The following is a 16,181-nucleotide window of genomic DNA, read 5'->3' on the forward strand; positions in this document are numbered from 1 at the left end:
AGTGCGGCGCAAGCCAATCTGGCGCACGCAATTGGTGCATTGGCACTACCTGTCGGTGCATGAGTGCGGTATCGAAAATGTCCTCCGGAGTATCTTTGATGACGTTGGAATCGCATAACCAGCAATCAGCGAATACCGCTTTCTTTATCGGCCTGAGCGCATGTCTCGGATTGCCGGGCGCGCTTGCGCAGCGGCTCGGCGAAGGCGAAACCATTCTGGGGCCGGCCGGCATGCTGTGCCGTGTCCATAGTTCAATTCCGCTCGGCGGACCGGCAGTGAAGCGGGTCTGTTGAGGCCTGTCGGCCAGTTGGGCTTGAGTGCGCTCGCCATTGGCGGAGCTGGCATCGTGCAAAAGGCACTGCTTGAGACGAGCAAAGCCGGGGCGCGTACCGGCCAGATGAGCGTGCCGGATCTGCTTGGCGGAGAGCAACGCTTGAACCTGTTTTCGTTGGCACTGCCCGACAAAACGCCGGCCCGCACAATGGTCCGACGCTGTCCATTTTCCGCTCCGTTATCTGCTGGAAAGCGGGATGGAAGCCCTGGCGTTGGCAAAGCAAGGTTTCAACAGCGCCAATGCGGTCTCCCAGACGGTACGTGACCTCTTTGCCCGCCACATGCTGAGCAATGTCGTTGCCAGCTTCGGCTCGCTTGGGGCCTCGCGCATGATCGTCTCACCGTTGCGTGGAGGGAACCACATCCGTGTCGCTGGCGAGCCAGTCAACTCCTTGCCTGTTATCTTGCAGCAGGCCGTCCAAACCCTGTTCAACGATACGTTCTAGAATGCGCTCAAGGTCAGGAACGGTGCCAATACCGCTCAGGCGACGCGACTGGATAACGCGCGTGCCGCCTTGCAGCCGAGCATCCACGCACCATCGCACAGACGCTTGAGGCTCTGGCGGAGCCCATCGACCAGACGATCGTCGCGCTTTCCGGACCCACACCTGCCCAGACGCGTGCCATGGAGGAGGGGACGCTTGCTGCGCCTGGGCCTGGGGCGCGCGGTCGGGCATTGCGTACGGCCCTGGAGACATTAGGCACGGAGATCGGCACGCAGTCCCTCTCGACTGCGACCACTGAGGCCGTACGCACCGCGCTGCGTGACCATTGGAGGCAAACCTCTAGCGCATTGCCACGCGACGCGCTCACCCAAGCGCTGGATGAGCGGCTGAAAACGCTCAAGCGTGCATTGCAAGAAAGCGAGGAACTGTGTCGGTGGGAAACCGGGCGAGCATGAGCGCTCAGCCAATGCGTTGATCCTTGTGCGCCTCGCACACCGCCGTCACAGACGTATTCGCCATCGCGTCTGTGGCCTGGTGGTGGCGTCCGCAAGGTGCACAGCTACCCGTAGAGATAGCATACCGTCGCCTCGTCCTCCAAGCAGCGTGACAGGAAGATCAGTGCACGGAGGCAGGCGCTGACTCTGTGAACCGGTTGCGCAGCCGCTTCGGTCTGCATCGATGCCACTGCGGAACTCGAACTGGACAGAGAACTCGCCAGCAAGGTCGCCGTGTCTTTGCCCTGCAAGATCGCCGCGACGACTGGCACTGCACAGATCCAGGACAGGTGCGGGACTGAGCTGCCCGACCACGCACTGCTCCTACGGTAGCGGGCGCACCCATGTTTTGGCGCAGGAGAGAGAGGCGATGGTTCCCTGCAGAGTATCTGCCGGGGAAGATGCAGGCGCGTCACGCTCGACATGCTCAATTGCAGCATTCAGTGGGCGCTAGTCGTGAGATCGTCCAGATCGCGCACCAAGCCAGTTTGTCGTGCCATGGCCGATCAGCGTTGCTGGAGCCATGATTGGCCCTGGCGGCAAGATGGTTGCCAGCCTTTATCAGGCGCGCAACCACAGATAGTTCCCCGTCGCGATTCCTTCGAACATTTCATCGTGCGCAACGAAGATATTGTTATTCCAGTAACGGCCGTGCTCGGCGTAGTGGGCAAGCAGATCGCATATCCATGCTCCGTCTACATCATCGTCCAGCGGCACGCGCACGATCAGGACGATGACGCCGGCATCATTGAGTCCAAGCTGTGCCTGGTCTTGCGCGTACACGGACAGATTGGCTTCCAATAACAGTCGGTAAACCGTCAATGTCCGTCCGGCAGGTGGCAGTCCGTAGGAGATGCGCAGATACAGTGCCTGTTCTTGCACCTCGTCGTCGGGCTGTGGCGTCGGCTCGTGGAGATAGACCTCAAACCCTTCTACCCAAAGCACACGCCTGCTGAGCACAGACTGCACATCCGGTAGGTCCAATGCCTCGCACATCTGTCGAACGATGGTTTCGAATCGCGCGCTGCTCATCAGTGGCGGTACATGCGCAGGACCCCCTACAAGTCCTGCGCATGCCAATGGCGATTACTGGCCAACGAGCTGCTTGGCGTTGTCGCCGGCCTTGCCGATGAACTTGTTCAGCGCCACGTTGAAGTCCAGGTCGTTTTTGAGCATCGTGATCTTGTTGTTCATGGACTTCTGTGCCTCGTCCGAGGCGGTCATGTCACTGATCAACGAACTCATCTGCCCGTTCGCGCCCGACAGTGCATCAGCACCAGAGATTCCACCGGATACACCTCCGGTGTAGCCATCCATGCCCTGCTCAAAACGCGAGTTGAGTGAACTGATTTGCGGAAATAATTCCATACCAAGCCTCCTTCGGATTGCATGTAGTGATGCGCCTGCTGGCGCGTTGTGCTTGGTCGAAGCGACCAAGAAATCGATTTACGACGTGCCGGCGATGTGCGCGACGATGTTGCGTGCTGCAGTAATCCCGTCATGCATGGCATTGAAGTCGTTGCGTGAGGTCTGGTCGCTCGCCGCAGACCAGCGCACGCGAATCTGTTGCGCGGTGGCATCGAGCGCTGCCTCAAGGTTGCGCAGCCGCTCGCCAGAAGGATCCGCCGCCTTGGTCTGCAAAATCTTGCTCATATCTTGGGTGACCGTATCGGTCATGGCATCGAACATAGTGGACTCTCATTGCGCCGCCTGCTGCGGCAGGGATGTCATGTGTTTGGTACCGTCCGGTGTTTCGACATAATGCAGGCCGTCGGCGAGCAATGCCGCGTCGTAGTTTTCCGGTGGTTTCACGGACGGGTCTTGCTGGCTGATCTCCACGTGTAACGAACGCACTTCAGGGCCCAGGTCGCTACGCACATCGGCAATGCGGCGGCTTGCACGTTCGGCATTGTCGCTGCTGCCGGAAACCGAGAAAACGCCATTGCCGTTGTAACGGACGTTGAGCGCGGGATCGGCCAGGGTGTCGCGCAGCGTCGCCAGTACTTCGTCCACCACGGCCACATTGACGGCAACGCCTGGATCGTAACGATGCACCTGCGTGCGCAAGCGGGCAGCATCGGCGCTGCTGGGGACCAGCCCCTCGATCAGCACGCGCGTGCCGACGCGTTCAGCGTGCGCTTCGCGAAAACCGAGCTGTTTCAACAAGGCTTTGGCCTGATTGACAGCATTTTCTGGACGTTGCCCGGTGGCGGCATTGGATAGAAATGCGGGTTGCAACGAGGGGATCAACGCTGCTGCACAAAGCGCTAGCATGGCACCCACCGCAGTACGCAAGACTTTGCGCCTGGACGTGCGCGGCGCCGGCGTGGGGGCTGGGGAAAGCAGCTGCTCCAGCAGCGCCACATCGTCTGGCCAATCGGCACCAGCATCGCCAATACACAGCACCAGGGGACCGAAGCGAACTGGCTGAAACGCAACAAAGGACGTTTCTGGCACCGTGTCGCTGCTATAGCGGATCTGACCATCTTGGTCTACCTCGATAATGAGTGAGCAACCAGGCCAATCGTCTATTCGGATATCGGTTTGGGGATCGCTCCCCAGGGTGTAACGACCTTGTGCCAAATCTAATCGTGCGCCTGCATGGGTTCCTGTCAGTACGCGAAGCTGCATAGTCATGGGCGAACCTCCTGAGCCGCCTGTTGTGGTAGCTCAATCAGTAGTGTGTTCAGACGTGTGACGGCGTGTGTACGATCGACCTGCCTGCGCGGCTTTTCCGCATTCAGCAGTATCAGTGGAAGCAATAGGTGAAAATTGCGTAGCGCCGGCACCGGTTCCAACTCTGACGGCATCAGCTCCATCAAACGTTTCCGTAAAGCCTGCAGGTTTTCTGTTGTGGTGGCGCTGCCGGACGAGCGAAAATGCTCGCGCATCAACCTCCACACCGTCGTGGTCAACGAGGCGATGGCAGGATGCGAAACGCCGATGGCGCGCAACTCGACAAGCGCAGCGGCAAGCGCGTGTCGCCTGACCATTGGGTCGGCGTCGCGGGTCATCACATAGCGATCGAGAATTCCGTCGATGCGTGCATCGACGCCGTCGCTCAAAGCCGCTGGCGCGCCAGCTTGCCACGGTCCTGTCTGCGGATCGTCGGCATGCGCGTCGCGGCCACTGCCGTGCTGATCGCCCTGGCCCTGCTCACGCCCTTGGGCCGCAGCGACGGCCACGCTCACCCGCCCGCGCAGTATGCACTCGCGCTTGGCTTCGTTCTCTTCCTGCTCGGTGGCATCGAGCTCATCTTCCTGGCCGTCCAGCGAACGGACGCCGCGTCGTCGCCTGCGCGGTGGCGCAGGACGCAGGCGCGGTATGTGTGTTGCAGCGTCGGTAGGCGAAGCTGCGCCAGTGCCTGCGGAGTTCGCATGGTGATGCGAGGTACCATGCTCGGTCGAAACCGAGGGCGGCAAGGTGCCGGGAGAAATGCGACGGATCATGGGAACGCCGCCTGCATCAATGCCTGGCCGAACTGCATGATCGCCGACGCGCCCCACGGCGCCGTCACCGCAATGGCGGCCACCACCACCACCAGCTTGAGCGCGAACGAAATCGATGCGTCCTGCAGCGACATCACCGCCTGGATGAAGGCGATCAGCAGCCCGGCCAGCGCAGCGACACCAACCACCGGCAAGGAGACCTTGAGGCAGAGCAGCAACGCTTCGGAGGTAAATCGCACTAGATCGTCGTGGTCCATGGCATCACCGATAGCTCAGAACCAGGCCATGAATCAGCATTGACCAGCCATCCATTGCGACAAACAGCAGCAGCTTGAATGGGATCGCCACATTGGTCGGGGTGACCTGCGAAAGGCCCATCGCCATCAGGGCGTTGGCCACCACCAGGTCGATGACGATAAACACCAGATACAACAGAAAGCCGATGCGGAAGGCTTCGGTCAATTCGCTGAGCGTGAAGGCCGGCGCCAAGACAAGCAGGTCGTCCGACTTGAGCGTGGCGGCCTTGTCCTTGGGCCAGATCTGTTGTGCTGAACGCATGAAAAAGGCCTTTTCGCGTTCCCGTGTGTGTTTGAGGAGGAATTGCCGAAACGGCTCCCGGCAGGCGTCGAGCAGGACCACCACACGGCTGTTATCGGACCCGGCACCGTAGTTCTGCGCGGCCTTGAACGCCTCCATACCCACCGGTGCCATCACAAAGCACGACACCAGCAACGCAACGCCATTGAGGACCATGTTCGGCGGCACCTGCTGTACCCCGATCGCATTGCGCAGCAGACCGAGCACCACCACGATCTTGGTGTAGGAGGTGACCACCATCGCTGCGAAGGGCAGCAGGCCCAGCATGATGACCACCAGCAGCAGCGAGCCAACGTCAGGCATCTGCATGCGTGCTCTCCGACATGCTGAGGATCTGCACGCCAAGATGTTCGCCCACTGTCACTAACCTGCCGATGCCGATGGTCTGGCCGTAAACGACCAGGCGGATGTCGGCTTGATCCACCGGCACCGACAACTCCAGGATCTGCCCGGGCTGCAAACCCGACAACGTCGATAGAGACAGCGCAAGTTGGTCCACTTCCAGCTGCACCGGCAGTTCCAGTTCCGCAACGTTGCTGGCGGACTGTGCGACTTCGGGCTCAAACGTATCGTGCTGCATGGTGGGGGTGGCCTCCAAAATCATCTGTTGCAGGTTCAGGCGTACCGGAGCGCGCAAGACCGCGCCCCCGGCGATACCCCAGAGCACCTCGCCGCTGGTGGCCGCAGCCGAGGCCGTGCAATGCAGCAAGACATCGCCAGGCCGCAGCGACTGCAGCAGCGCCGCCGATGCGGTGCGCTCGCCGATGCGCAGGCGCGTGTTGACGCGCAGTGCGGCCAGCCAGACTGGCAGTGGCGCGGGCGCCGCCAAGGCGGCAACTGCGGTCCGCAGCGTGGCCAGCAGGGGGGCGCTTGCCGTCAGCGCAATCGCATCGAGATCGCCCAGTGTGATGCCGATGCCGTGGCAGTCGTCTGGCTCTGCATCGCGCTCGAAGGCGATGACCTCGGCAGCGCCCAAGCCCAGCGGCGCAAGAGCGCCGAGGCGATCGGCCAGTAATATCCCCGCGATCGAAACGCGGAGTGCGTGGTCGTCCTCGTTCAGTAGCAGCGCCAGGCCGTCGCGCGCGGCAATCCGCACATCCATCTGGCCGGTGTCCAACTGCAGGCGCAGGCGGGCCGCCTCATCGGGTGGGATGCGACGGCAGTGCGTCGCAAAGCCGCATTGGCATGCCGCGCGTGGATCGCCGAACACCCTGCTCAGCTGTGCGCGCTCGGGCGCAACGCGCCTCAACGCCTGAGAGAGTGCACGTGCCGGTGGAGCCTGGCTCTGCTCGGTTAGCAAGATGGAGTTCCTCCAAATGGCTTTCTGTCGCCAGTGCCGCGTTAGACAACCTCGATGCTGATCTGGAGCGTGCTACTCAGCGTGGAGTTCAGTGCAGCCTCCAGACGCTGCCTTCCGCACCAAAGTACCTCGCGCGCGTCCGGCGAACTGGTATTGAAGCGAAGCGATAGCTGGTCCGGCGAAAGCCGCAAAAACAACGTCGTCTGTGCGACGAGCCCTTGATCGATATCCAGCCAGGCTTCCCAGCTCCCTGCGCTGCGCACTGGCGTGGCGTTGCAGAACTCGGCCACCCGCAGCGCGATGTGGTCGATCGCCATCTGGGCGCGCTGCGTGCGTATCCACTCGGTGGCGATATGTCGCCCAACCGCGCCATTGTCGGTGCCTTGGAGTGGCTCTTGGTATTTCGTGCCATCGACAGGTAATGCCGGGTCCGTTGTTGCGGGCGCGCCGTCATGGGCTTCGGTGAACCTGTCCTCGGCATCGGGCTCCGGTCGATCCTCGTCGCACTGCGGCGGCAACAGCATGCAGGGAAGCGCGAGCTGCGCGCTGCGCAGTCGCTGGCGCAGTTGCAGGAAGCTGGAGCGCTGCGCCGACCGGGCCGGCGTGGCAGGAGCCGCCGGCCGCTGCAGTGCGCCGCTGACCGGCAGGATGCGCACATGACGGAGGGGCGGCTTGCGCATCACACCACCACCCTGCCGATCGGCTGTAACTGCACCTCCGAACCCAGTTCCTGGAACGAATAAACCTGCAGCCACGTCAGCCGTGCTTCGATCATGCGGCGCACATAGCGGCGTACGTCCATCGATGCGACCACCGCCAGCGGATGCTGCGCCTGGTCGCCCACGATGCGTTCCACCTGTTCGACAAGCTGGTTCGCCTGCTCGGGCGGAAGGGCCAGGAAATTGCCGGCCGCGGTCGCGCGAATGGATTGCCTGATCAGTTGTTCCACAGCATGGTCGAGCATCACCGCAGGCAGCTGCCCGGTGCCTGCGGTTGCGGTATGCGCAAGATAACGGCTGAGATCGCAGCGCACATATTCGGTCAACATCAGAAGGTCCTTTTCCTTCGGACCCCATACCACCAGACTCTCCAGAATGCTCTTGATATTGCGCACCGGAATCCTTTCTTCCAGCAGACGCCGCAACACATCGGCAATGCGTTGTGCGGGCATCGCCTTGTTGACCTCCGCAACCAGCCCGGGATAGTCCACAGCCACCTGCTCCAGCATCCACTGGGTTTCCTGGATGCCGACGAACAGGTGCGCGCGCGCGTGCAGGGGTGCGATGGCCTGGCGGGCCAGCGCCGCTTGCATGTCGTCGGTGTCCCCCAATTCGGCGCGTGTCTCGGGGACATCGTGAATCAACACCTCGTATTGCATGTCCTGCAGGGACTCGCTCTGCCATATCGCGATTCCGGGAAACGGCAAGCCCAGCAACTCGACCAACTTGCGGCGCTCGCTTTCGATCGCCTGATCAAGCCGCGCGGGGTCGAGCAGATTGGCCAGCTGCGGCGACAGACGCATCGACAGGGGTGAGGCGAAATCAGGGGCGTTTTTGCGAATATGTGGCGCCTCGCCCTTGGCGCCTTTACGGCTCGTCGAAGGCAGTTTGCGCTGATCGGTGCCGCTGATATCGCGTTGCTTGCGCCAGATCGTATAGCCGCCGGCGCCGACGGCCGCTGCCAGCAGCAGGAACAGCACGGCCGGGAATCCAGGGACGAACGCAAAGCAGGCCAGCAGCACGCTCGCTGCCATCAGGGCGCGCGCATTGCTGGTGAGCTGACGGCCGATATCGAGCCCGAGCGAGCTGAGCCTTGTCTCGTTCTCGTTGGCCACGCGGGTGATCATGACGCCGGCAGCCACCGATATCAGCAGTGAGGCAATCTGCGACACCATGGCATCGCCCACCGACAGGATCGCAAAGCGGTTGGCCGCTTCGCCCGCGGTCATGCCGTGGTACGTCACGCCGACCACGATGCCGGCCAGGATGTTGACCATGGTAATTACCAGGCCGGCGATCGCATCACCCTTGACGAATTTCATGGCGCCGTCCATGCCGCCGTGCAGTTGGCTTTCCATGGCCAGCCGCGCGCGTTTGCGGCGTGCTTCATCTGCGGTCAGGTTGCCGCCGCGCAGGTCGGCATCGATACTCATCTGCTTACCGGGCATTGCGTCCAACGTGAAGCGTGCACCGACCTCGGCAACGCGTTCGGAGCCCTTTGCGATCACGATGAACTGCACGGTGGTGATGATCAAGAAAACGACCAGGCCTACCACCAGATTGCCGCCGACCACCAACTCGCCAAAGCTCTCGATAATATGGCCCGCCTCGGCGTGCAGCAGAATCGACTTCGTCGAGGCGATATTCAAGGATAACCGCAGCAGTGTGGTGAACAGCAGCAGGGAAGGAAACGACGAGAGCGAGATCGAGTCGGGCACATACATCGTGACCATCAACAGCACCACGCTCAGGGTGATGTTGATGCCCAGCAGCGTATCGATCAGCGGCGTTGGCAGCGGCAGGATCATCAGCCCGATGACCGCCACCACCAAGGCGGCGATGGCGACTTCGCCGCTGTAAGCGAAATACCTTGTCGCTCGCACGCGATCTCCTAGCATGGCAGAGCTCCATCGCCGTCGCTGTGGTCGCGACCGAGTTCATCGACCCAGCGCAACACCACTGCAACCGTTTCGAACAGTGGTTCGGGCACTGCGTCGCCCAATTCAACCTGATACAGCGCACGTGCCAGTGGCGGATTGGCAACGATCGGAATGCCCTGGTTATGCGCGAAGGCGCGCAGCTCCAGCGCGCCGTCGTCCACGCCCTTGGCCACGACCTGCGGTAGGCCGAAGTCATCGGGCTCGTAGGCCAGTGCCACCGCGTAATGGGTCGGGTTGACCACCATCACCTTGGCCTTGGCGACGCGTTCGCGCGGGTCGCCAAACACCATCTCCTTGGCAAATTCCTTGCGCTTGCCCTTGATTTCCGGGTCGCCCTCGCTCTCCTTGACTTCGCGCTTCTGCTCGTCCTTGCTCATTCGTTTGTCGCGGATGAACAGCCAGTGCTGCACGCTCCAGTCTGCGGCGCCGACCAGTACGAACAGCAGCACGCCCAATGCGAATAGCATCCCCAGCGTCCGCCAGGCAATCTGGGCAATGTCAGGTGGTGTCTGGTAGGCAAGGCCAATGATCATCGGCATGAGGATGCGGATACCGGCCCACAGCACCACGCCAATCAAGATGGCCTTGATGATCAACTTCAGTAGATTGATGAGGCTTCGCAACGAGAAGAGTTTCTTGACCCCGGTTGCGGGATTGAGGGAATCGAATTTGGGCGCCACCGGCTTGAGCGAGGCATTCAGGCCGGTCTGGAAAGCACCGCCTGCCACGCCAGCCACCAGGCAAGCAACCAGCAAGGGGAGCATCAACAGCAATCCCTGGATACCGATATGGCCGAGTGCGCGGTTTATTGCCGTTGCATCGCGTGTATTTTCCGGGAAATCGAAGCCGATCGTCATCAATGCGCGCATGTGGTCGGAGAAGTAGTCGCCGGCCGATTTCATGACCATTAGCGCGCCAAAAAGCACCGCGGCTGCAGTGACGTCCGGGCTGACCGGAACTTCCCCGTCCCTGCGCGCATCCCGCAGTTTCTTCTCGGTCGGCTTCTCGGTTTTTTCTTCCGACATTGCCCTCTCCTTCCGCGATCGCTGCGCCCCCGATTGTGGTGAGCTGTGGTGGAACGATCCGCTTGACAGGCGAATGTGTGGGTAGCCTGGCGAAGCCGGAATGGTTTGTTCGCCAGCGAATTCCGATATTCGCTTCCGAAAGGCTCCGGCCCGCGTGGCGAGCGTAGCTTTCTCAACGTGTACGGTCCGCATGTCATTAGAACGAGGTGCAGTGTGGAGAAGATTCAATGTCCCGGGTCGGTCGTGAGTGGGCTCATCGAACTGATCACGGTCGGACTCACCCATGACAAGATTCAGGACGCTGCCGCGGTCCTGGCCGCAGTCCGAGTACTGCGGCCAGAGCTGAAGGCGCTGGACACGTTCGATGCATGGATTTCCATCAAGCGCGGTAATTACGTGGAAGGCGCGCGCCTGCTGCGCGAACTGGAAGGCGACGCCGGCTCCAAGCCGCTGTGCAGGGCCTTGTACGCCTGCTGCCTGTTCGCGATGGGCGACCAGTCGTGGCATGGCGTCGCGGACGGGCTGATCGAAGAAGACGCCGATGCCGACGCGGTGGCCCTGGTCAAGGCGCTGTCCGGACGACGAACCCCAACGGCTGCGCCGGCGGAAGTGCCGGTCGAATCCTCAGCACCGATGGAAGTTCCAAATTCGCAATACCTGCGTGCCTGAGTGACGCCAGTCCCGACCCCATAGGAGTATGCAATGACGCTCATTCCTCCTGTCCAAGCGATTGCCGGCACCAGTATTACCTCCACTCAAGCGCTGTCGCCGGTGGCAGCGCCCAACCAAGCGCTTGTGAATCGCTTTCAAGCGCTGATGCAGTCCTCTAGCCCCTTGCCGCCCGCCATGCAGCGGGTGGGCAACCCGAGCATGATGAGCCGCGTGGTCGATGTGCAGAACGATGGCGTGCGGACCATCGCCGAGCATATCGATGCCTTCAGCATGCAGGCACCGACCATGGGGCTGCAGGAAATGGCAGCGCAGCAGATCAAGTTGATGCACGAGCTGACCATGGTCGGCTTCAACCTCAATGTCAGCGTCGGCGTGGCGCAATCGGGAAAGAACGCCGTGCAGACACTGGTCAAGAACCAATAGCATGCGCGCGCTGAGATACCTGGTGGTGCTGCTGGTGGCGCTGCTGCTGTCTGCGTGCAGTCAGCAGCTGTATTCCGGGCTCACCGAAAACGATGCGAACGACATGCTCGAGGTGCTGCTGCATGCGGGCGTGGACGCGTCCAAAGTCACGCCAGACGACGGCAAGACCTGGGCGATAAACGCACCGCACGATCAGGTGTCCTATTCGCTGGAGGTGCTACGCGCGCACGGGTTGCCGCATGAGCGGCACGCCAATCTCGGCGAGATGTTCAAGAAGGATGGCTTGATCTCGACACCCACCGAAGAACGCGTACGTTTCATCTATGGCGTGTCCCAGCAGCTGTCGCAGACCTTGTCGAATATCGATGGGGTCATTTCGGCCGATGTGGAAATCGTGCTGCCCAACAACGACCCGCTTTCCACCTCGGTAAAGCCTTCCAGCGCTGCGGTGTTCATCAAGTTCCGCGTCGGTAGCGATTTGACCAGTCTGGTGCCCAACATCAAGACGTTGGTCATGCACAGCGTGGAGGGACTCACCTACGAGAACGTCAGCGTCACGCTGGTGCCGGGCGGAGCGGAGAGCGATGCGCAGTTCACCGCATCGGCACCGCCGAGACCTTCACCGTGGCCGTGGTTGGCCGGGTGTGCGTTGGCGCTGTGTCTGGCGGTTGCAGCGGCGCTGTATTGGTGGCCAAACCCGCAGGCGGGCCGTTGGGGTGGCTGGCAGCGCCTGCGCGAGTTGACGAAAGGCAAAGCTGGGTGAGCGCGGGATGGACAACACGCGGATCGACAATGCGGCACGATGTGTTCAGCGCTGGACGGACGCGTTGGCGCACCTGGCCGAATCGTTGGACGCCGCACGGGTGGCGCATTGGCTTGGCCCGGTGGCGGCGTCGGGCTGGGCAGCGGCGCCCGTCTACCGTCGTATGCGGGTGATCCAGGCGTGGTCGGGATGGTCGGGATTGTCGCCGTCTGCGCTCGGCCTGCATGCGAACCAACTCGCCGTCCTGATGCCCGCGCTATTGGCCAAGGTCCTGATCGCGCGTGCGCTGTTCTCGCGCGGGTTGGCAGTGCGTCGTTGTATCGAGCGCGAGCGTCTGGACTGGCTCGAACAGTGCGTGGGTCCTGCCGTGCTTGAGCACGTGCGCCAGAACGCGTCCGCCGGCCTACCTGTGCCGCTGTTACCGCGCGATGCCGATCAAGCGGCGTGGGTCGGCGACGGTTGGCGTCGGATGCAGGCAGATGGCGTCTGGCCCAACCCGGTTGTTGCCAAGCTGCTGGCGCTGTCCTTGCCCCTGGGCGCCGCGCAGGTGGCGGCTCTCGCAGCAGACGGTGCGAGCGATGCATTCCTGGCCGCGCTTCCTACCCTGATGCCGGAGGCGTCATGCGTCTCTGGTTGAGGTCAACGCCCGATGCCATAGGCCTGGATTGCGATGTCATTCCGCGCGAGGCGCTGGCCTCGGTGCTGGCGCTGGATGCTGCCACTGCCGAGGTGCACGCACGCTGCGAGCAGGCCCTGAGCCAGGCGCAGACACGTGCACAGACGCTGATCGACGAGGCTCAACAGCAGGCCGAGGCGATCCTTCACGATGCGCGCCAAAAGGCCGAGCGCAGCGCACGCCTGGGATATGCAACCGGGCTGCGACGTCAGCTTGATGAGTGGAACGAATCCGGCCTGCGCCATGCCTTTGCCGCCGACACGGCCGCGCAGCGGGCACGCGAGCGCCTGGCTGAGATTGTCGCGCGCACCTGCGAGCACATCATCCTCGGACACGACCCTGCGGCGCTGTATGCGCGTGCGGCGCAGGCCTTGGAAGGTGCCCTGGACGAGGCCAAGGCCCTGCGCGTGAGCGTGCACCCCGACGCGGTGGACGCTGCGCGGCGCGCCTTCGACGCGACCGCCACCGAGGCGGGCTGGACCCTGCAGGTAGAGCTGTGCGGCGATGCCGATCTGGCCGTGGGCGCCTGCGTGTGCGAGTGGGATACGGGAGTGTTCGAGACCGATCTGCGCGACCAGCTGCGCAGTCTGCGGCGCGTCATTCGCCGCGTGTTGGCCGCACCCCAGGAGCCCGTGGATGCTGGCTGAGATGCCCCTGCTGGAGACAGCGCTCGAGCGCGAGCTGGCCACGCTCGCGCTCGGTCGTCGCTATGGCAAGGTGGTCGAACTCGTCGGCACCATGCTCAAGGTGGCCGGCGTGCAGGTCAGCCTGGGCGAGGTCTGCGAGTTGCGCCAACGCGATGGCACCTTGTTGCAGCGTGCCGAAGTGGTGGGCTTCAGCCGCGATCTCGCATTGCTGGCGCCGTTCGGGGAGCTGGTCGGGCTGTCGCGCGAGACGCGCGTGATCGGATTGGGGCGCCCGTTGGCGGTGCCTGTTGGACCGGCCTTGCTGGGGCGCGTGCTCGACGGCCTGGGCGAGCCGTCGGACGGGCAAGGAGCAATCGCCTGCGACACCTGGGTACCGATCCAGGCGCAGGCACCGGACCCGATGCGTCGGCGGCTGATTGAACAACCCATGCCGACCGGCGTGCGGATCGTGGATGGCCTGATGACGCTGGGCGAGGGCCAACGCATGGGCATCTTCGCCGCAGCAGGCGTCGGCAAGAGCACCTTGATGGGAATGTTCGCGCGCGGTACCCAGTGCGATGTCAACGTGATCGTGCTGATCGGCGAGCGCGGACGCGAGGTGCGGGAGTTCATCGAGCTCATTCTTGGCGCCGATGGGCTGGCGCGCAGCGTCGTGGTGTGCGCAACCTCCGATCGCTCGTCGATCGAGCGCGCGAAGGCCGCTTACGTCGGCACCGCCATCGCCGAGTATTTCCGGGATCGGGGCCTGCGCGTTCTGCTGATGATGGACTCGCTGACGCGCTTTGCCCGCGCGCAACGCGAGATCGGTCTGGCCGCCGGCGAGCCCCCCACGCGCAGGGGCTTTCCGCCATCGGTGTTCGCCGAGTTGCCGCGCCTGCTCGAACGCGCGGGCATGGGCGAGAGCGGGTCGATCACCGCGTTCTACACCGTCCTGGCCGAGGACGACACCGGCAGCGACCCGATCGCCGAAGAAGTGCGCGGCATCCTCGATGGGCACCTGATTCTCTCCCGCGAGATCGCGGCCAAGAACCAGTACCCGGCAATCGACGTGTTGGCCAGCCTGAGCCGGGTGATGAGCCAGATCGTCCCATCGGACCACTCCCAGGCCGCCGGCCGGTTGCGGCGCCTGCTCGCCAAGTACAACGAGGTGGAAACCCTGGTGCAGGTGGGCGAATACCGTCAGGGAAGCGATGCCGTTGCCGACGAAGCGATCGACAGGATCGATGCGATCCGCGACTTTCTCAGCCAACCGACCGACCAGCTCAGTGCGTACGAAAGTACGCTGGAGCAGCTGGCCAGCGTGACCGACGATGCGTGAGCCTGCCCACACCTGGTCGGTGCTGCATCAGCTCAAGGCGCGTCGCTGCGAGCGCATGCAGGAACGTTTGAGCGATTGCAGGCGTGCATTGGAACACTGCGACCGTGAGCTCGCCAGGTGCAGACAGGAGGCAGAGGCCTGCACCACGCGCTTGGCCAGTTGCGACGCCGCGCTGATGGACAAGGCCGGTGTGGGTGGTTCGATCGATATCGACACGATCCTGCAGCATGAACGCTTCCGCACCGTGCTGGTCGAGGCCTGTCGCGCTGCCGAGCAGGCGCAGACAGCGGCGAGCCAGTCGTTGCAAAGCGCCCGCGATGAACTGGGGTCCGTGCAGCAGGCGCTGAGCAAGCTGCAGGCACAGGCGCAGGTGTATGCAGACAAAGCCGCCAGTGCACGCCGCGCCCGACAGGCGCAACGCGAGGCAGCGGAAGAAGAAGACGCGATCGAGGCGCTGGTCGCGCTGCGTTCGCACCGCACCGCGCAGCGGGGCGCGCCATGAACGACGCCACCGATGCCTTGCTGGCCATTTCCTCGCAGGGCGTGTCGCTGTTGACCCTGCTGGCATTGTGCGGGGTGCGCGTGTTCGTGATGTTCATCGTGCTACCGGCAACGGCGCAGGACAGTCTGCCCGGAATCGCGCGCAACGGCGTGATCTACGTCCTGAGCTCGTTCATCGCCTATGGGCAGCCGGCCGATGCGCTGGCGAAGATCCAGACGGTCGGCCTGGTCGGTGTGGTGTTCAAGGAGGCGTTCATCGGTCTGCTGATCGGGTTTGCCGCATCGACGGTGTTCTGGATCGCCGAGAGCGTTGGCCTGCTGATCGACGACCTTGCCGGTTACAACAATGTGCAGATGACCAACCCGCTCAGCGGCCAGCAAAGCACGCCGGTGTCCACGGTGCTGCTGCAACTGGCCATCGTGTCGTTCTACGCGCTGGGCGGCATGTTGATGTTGCTCGGCGCGTTGTTCGAATCGTTTCGCTGGTGGCCGCTGACCCAGCTTGGGCCGAACATGGGGGCGGTTGCCGAATCGTTCGTGATCCAGCAATCCGACAGCATGATGGCCGCGGTCGTCAAACTGTCCGCACCGGTGATGCTGGTGCTTGTGCTGGTGGATCTAGCGATCGGCCTGGTGGCGCGTGCGGCCGACAAGCTCGAACCGTCGAATTTGAGTCAGCCAATCCGTGGGGTGCTGGCGTTGTTGCTGCTCGCCTTGCTGACCAGCGTCTTCATCGCGCAATTCGGCGAAGCGCTTGGTTTCCTGCATTTCCAGCAGCAATTGCACGATGCCGCCAACGTGGGTGGCAAGAGAGCCGCGTCGCACTGATCTTTATTGAGACATTCCCGGCTTTGCACTTCCTACACTGATCGCTACCG

At 62.9% G+C, this 16,181-nt stretch carries 20 protein-coding genes and 1 pseudogene; 10 read left to right on the forward strand and 11 right to left on the reverse strand.

The window, feature by feature from the left end; all coding sequences use genetic code 11:
- The first annotated feature begins 98 nt into the window (after positions 1–98).
- Entirely contained in the window at positions 99–293 is a 195-nt protein-coding gene (locus EO156_RS02240) for an HpaI protein (RefSeq protein WP_078585782.1), read from the forward strand.
- Positions 251–1,234: pseudogene (locus EO156_RS02245) on the forward strand (hypothetical protein); the annotation flags it as partial. The gene EO156_RS02240 and the pseudogene EO156_RS02245, both read left to right, overlap by 43 nt.
- A 600-nt stretch (positions 1,235–1,834) precedes the next feature.
- Here the strand turns inward: EO156_RS02245 and EO156_RS02250 are convergent.
- From EO156_RS02250 to sctU, 11 genes are all read right to left on the reverse strand, one after another.
- Positions 1,835–2,305 carry a CesT family type III secretion system chaperone gene (locus tag EO156_RS02250; RefSeq protein WP_005912720.1) on the reverse strand — a complete coding sequence of 157 codons (471 nt, stop codon included), beginning with the start codon at positions 2,303–2,305 and terminating at the stop codon, positions 1,835–1,837.
- A 54-nt stretch (positions 2,306–2,359) separates the two neighbouring features.
- Positions 2,360–2,641 (reverse strand): HrpE family protein, encoded by a 282-nt coding sequence (gene hrpE / locus EO156_RS02255; RefSeq protein ID WP_016850040.1) that lies wholly within the window; start codon positions 2,639–2,641, stop codon positions 2,360–2,362.
- 78 nt (positions 2,642–2,719) lie between these two features.
- Positions 2,720–2,962 carry an HrpD6 family protein gene (gene hrpD6 / locus EO156_RS02260; RefSeq protein ID WP_016850039.1) on the reverse strand — a complete coding sequence of 81 codons (243 nt, stop codon included), beginning with the start codon at positions 2,960–2,962 and terminating at the stop codon, positions 2,720–2,722.
- Positions 2,963–2,971: 9 nt separating this feature from the next.
- Positions 2,972–3,910 carry an HrpD5 family protein gene (gene hrpD5 / locus EO156_RS02265; RefSeq protein ID WP_016850038.1) on the reverse strand — a complete coding sequence of 313 codons (939 nt, stop codon included), beginning with the start codon at positions 3,908–3,910 and terminating at the stop codon, positions 2,972–2,974.
- Complete coding sequence (locus EO156_RS02270) at positions 3,907–4,722, reverse strand: hypothetical protein (RefSeq protein WP_016850037.1); 816 nt, start codon at positions 4,720–4,722, stop codon at positions 3,907–3,909. The genes hrpD5 and EO156_RS02270 overlap by 4 nt, the downstream gene beginning before the upstream one ends.
- Positions 4,719–4,979 (reverse strand): type III secretion system export apparatus subunit SctS, encoded by a 261-nt coding sequence (sctS, locus tag EO156_RS02275; RefSeq protein ID WP_002802878.1) that lies wholly within the window; start codon positions 4,977–4,979, stop codon positions 4,719–4,721. The genes EO156_RS02270 and sctS overlap by 4 nt, the downstream gene beginning before the upstream one ends.
- A 4-nt stretch (positions 4,980–4,983) precedes the next feature.
- Positions 4,984–5,628, reverse strand: coding sequence for a type III secretion system export apparatus subunit SctR (gene sctR / locus EO156_RS02280; protein WP_003485742.1), 645 nt, complete (start codon positions 5,626–5,628; stop codon positions 4,984–4,986).
- On the reverse strand, positions 5,615–6,568 hold the full coding sequence (gene sctQ / locus EO156_RS02285) for a type III secretion system cytoplasmic ring protein SctQ (protein ID WP_029827890.1): 954 nt from the start codon (positions 6,566–6,568) through the stop codon (positions 5,615–5,617). Before sctQ ends, sctR begins: the two co-directional genes overlap by 14 nt.
- A gap of 92 nt (positions 6,569–6,660) precedes the next feature.
- Entirely contained in the window at positions 6,661–7,299 is a 639-nt protein-coding gene (gene sctP, locus EO156_RS02290) for a type III secretion system protein SctP (RefSeq protein WP_016851243.1), read from the reverse strand.
- Entirely contained in the window at positions 7,299–9,236 is a 1,938-nt protein-coding gene (locus EO156_RS02295; protein WP_005920047.1) for an FHIPEP family type III secretion protein, read from the reverse strand. The genes sctP and EO156_RS02295 overlap by 1 nt, the downstream gene beginning before the upstream one ends.
- The gene (sctU, locus tag EO156_RS02300) at positions 9,230–10,303 is read right to left on the reverse strand and encodes a type III secretion system export apparatus subunit SctU (protein ID WP_003485748.1); all 1,074 of its coding nucleotides are present in this window, start codon (positions 10,301–10,303) and stop codon (positions 9,230–9,232) included. Before sctU ends, EO156_RS02295 begins: the two co-directional genes overlap by 7 nt.
- A gap of 213 nt (positions 10,304–10,516) precedes the next feature.
- On the opposite strand from sctU, the gene EO156_RS02305 reads away from it, so the two are divergent.
- The 8 genes from EO156_RS02305 to sctT are packed head-to-tail and all read left to right on the forward strand — an operon-like array spanning position 10,517 to position 16,131.
- Complete coding sequence (locus EO156_RS02305; RefSeq protein WP_011050297.1) at positions 10,517–10,972, forward strand: HrpB1 family type III secretion system apparatus protein; 456 nt, start codon at positions 10,517–10,519, stop codon at positions 10,970–10,972.
- A 33-nt stretch (positions 10,973–11,005) separates the two neighbouring features.
- Positions 11,006–11,398: a type III secretion protein HrpB2 gene (locus EO156_RS02310; protein WP_005912701.1), complete on the forward strand. Its 393-nt coding sequence runs from the start codon at positions 11,006–11,008 to the stop codon at positions 11,396–11,398.
- Between the two features lies 1 nt (position 11,399).
- The gene (sctJ, locus tag EO156_RS02315; RefSeq protein WP_003485754.1) at positions 11,400–12,161 is read left to right on the forward strand and encodes a type III secretion inner membrane ring lipoprotein SctJ; all 762 of its coding nucleotides are present in this window, start codon (positions 11,400–11,402) and stop codon (positions 12,159–12,161) included.
- Positions 12,162–12,168: 7 nt separating this feature from the next.
- The gene (locus tag EO156_RS02320) at positions 12,169–12,798 is read left to right on the forward strand and encodes a type III secretion protein HrpB4 (protein ID WP_005928355.1); all 630 of its coding nucleotides are present in this window, start codon (positions 12,169–12,171) and stop codon (positions 12,796–12,798) included.
- Positions 12,783–13,484 (forward strand): type III secretion system stator protein SctL, encoded by a 702-nt coding sequence (sctL, locus tag EO156_RS02325; protein WP_003485757.1) that lies wholly within the window; start codon positions 12,783–12,785, stop codon positions 13,482–13,484. The genes EO156_RS02320 and sctL overlap by 16 nt, the downstream gene beginning before the upstream one ends.
- The gene (gene sctN / locus EO156_RS02330; protein WP_016851244.1) at positions 13,474–14,802 is read left to right on the forward strand and encodes a type III secretion system ATPase SctN; all 1,329 of its coding nucleotides are present in this window, start codon (positions 13,474–13,476) and stop codon (positions 14,800–14,802) included. Before sctL ends, sctN begins: the two co-directional genes overlap by 11 nt.
- Entirely contained in the window at positions 14,795–15,304 is a 510-nt protein-coding gene (locus EO156_RS02335; RefSeq protein WP_016851245.1) for a type III secretion protein HrpB7, read from the forward strand. The genes sctN and EO156_RS02335 overlap by 8 nt, the downstream gene beginning before the upstream one ends.
- On the forward strand, positions 15,301–16,131 hold the full coding sequence (gene sctT, locus EO156_RS02340) for a type III secretion system export apparatus subunit SctT (RefSeq protein ID WP_003485764.1): 831 nt from the start codon (positions 15,301–15,303) through the stop codon (positions 16,129–16,131). Before EO156_RS02335 ends, sctT begins: the two co-directional genes overlap by 4 nt.
- The last annotated feature ends 50 nt before the right edge of the window (positions 16,132–16,181 follow it).

Origin of the sequence: Xanthomonas sp. DAR33341, from assembly GCF_003992815.1 — a bacterium.
GTDB lineage: Bacteria > Pseudomonadota > Gammaproteobacteria > Xanthomonadales > Xanthomonadaceae > Xanthomonas > Xanthomonas cissicola.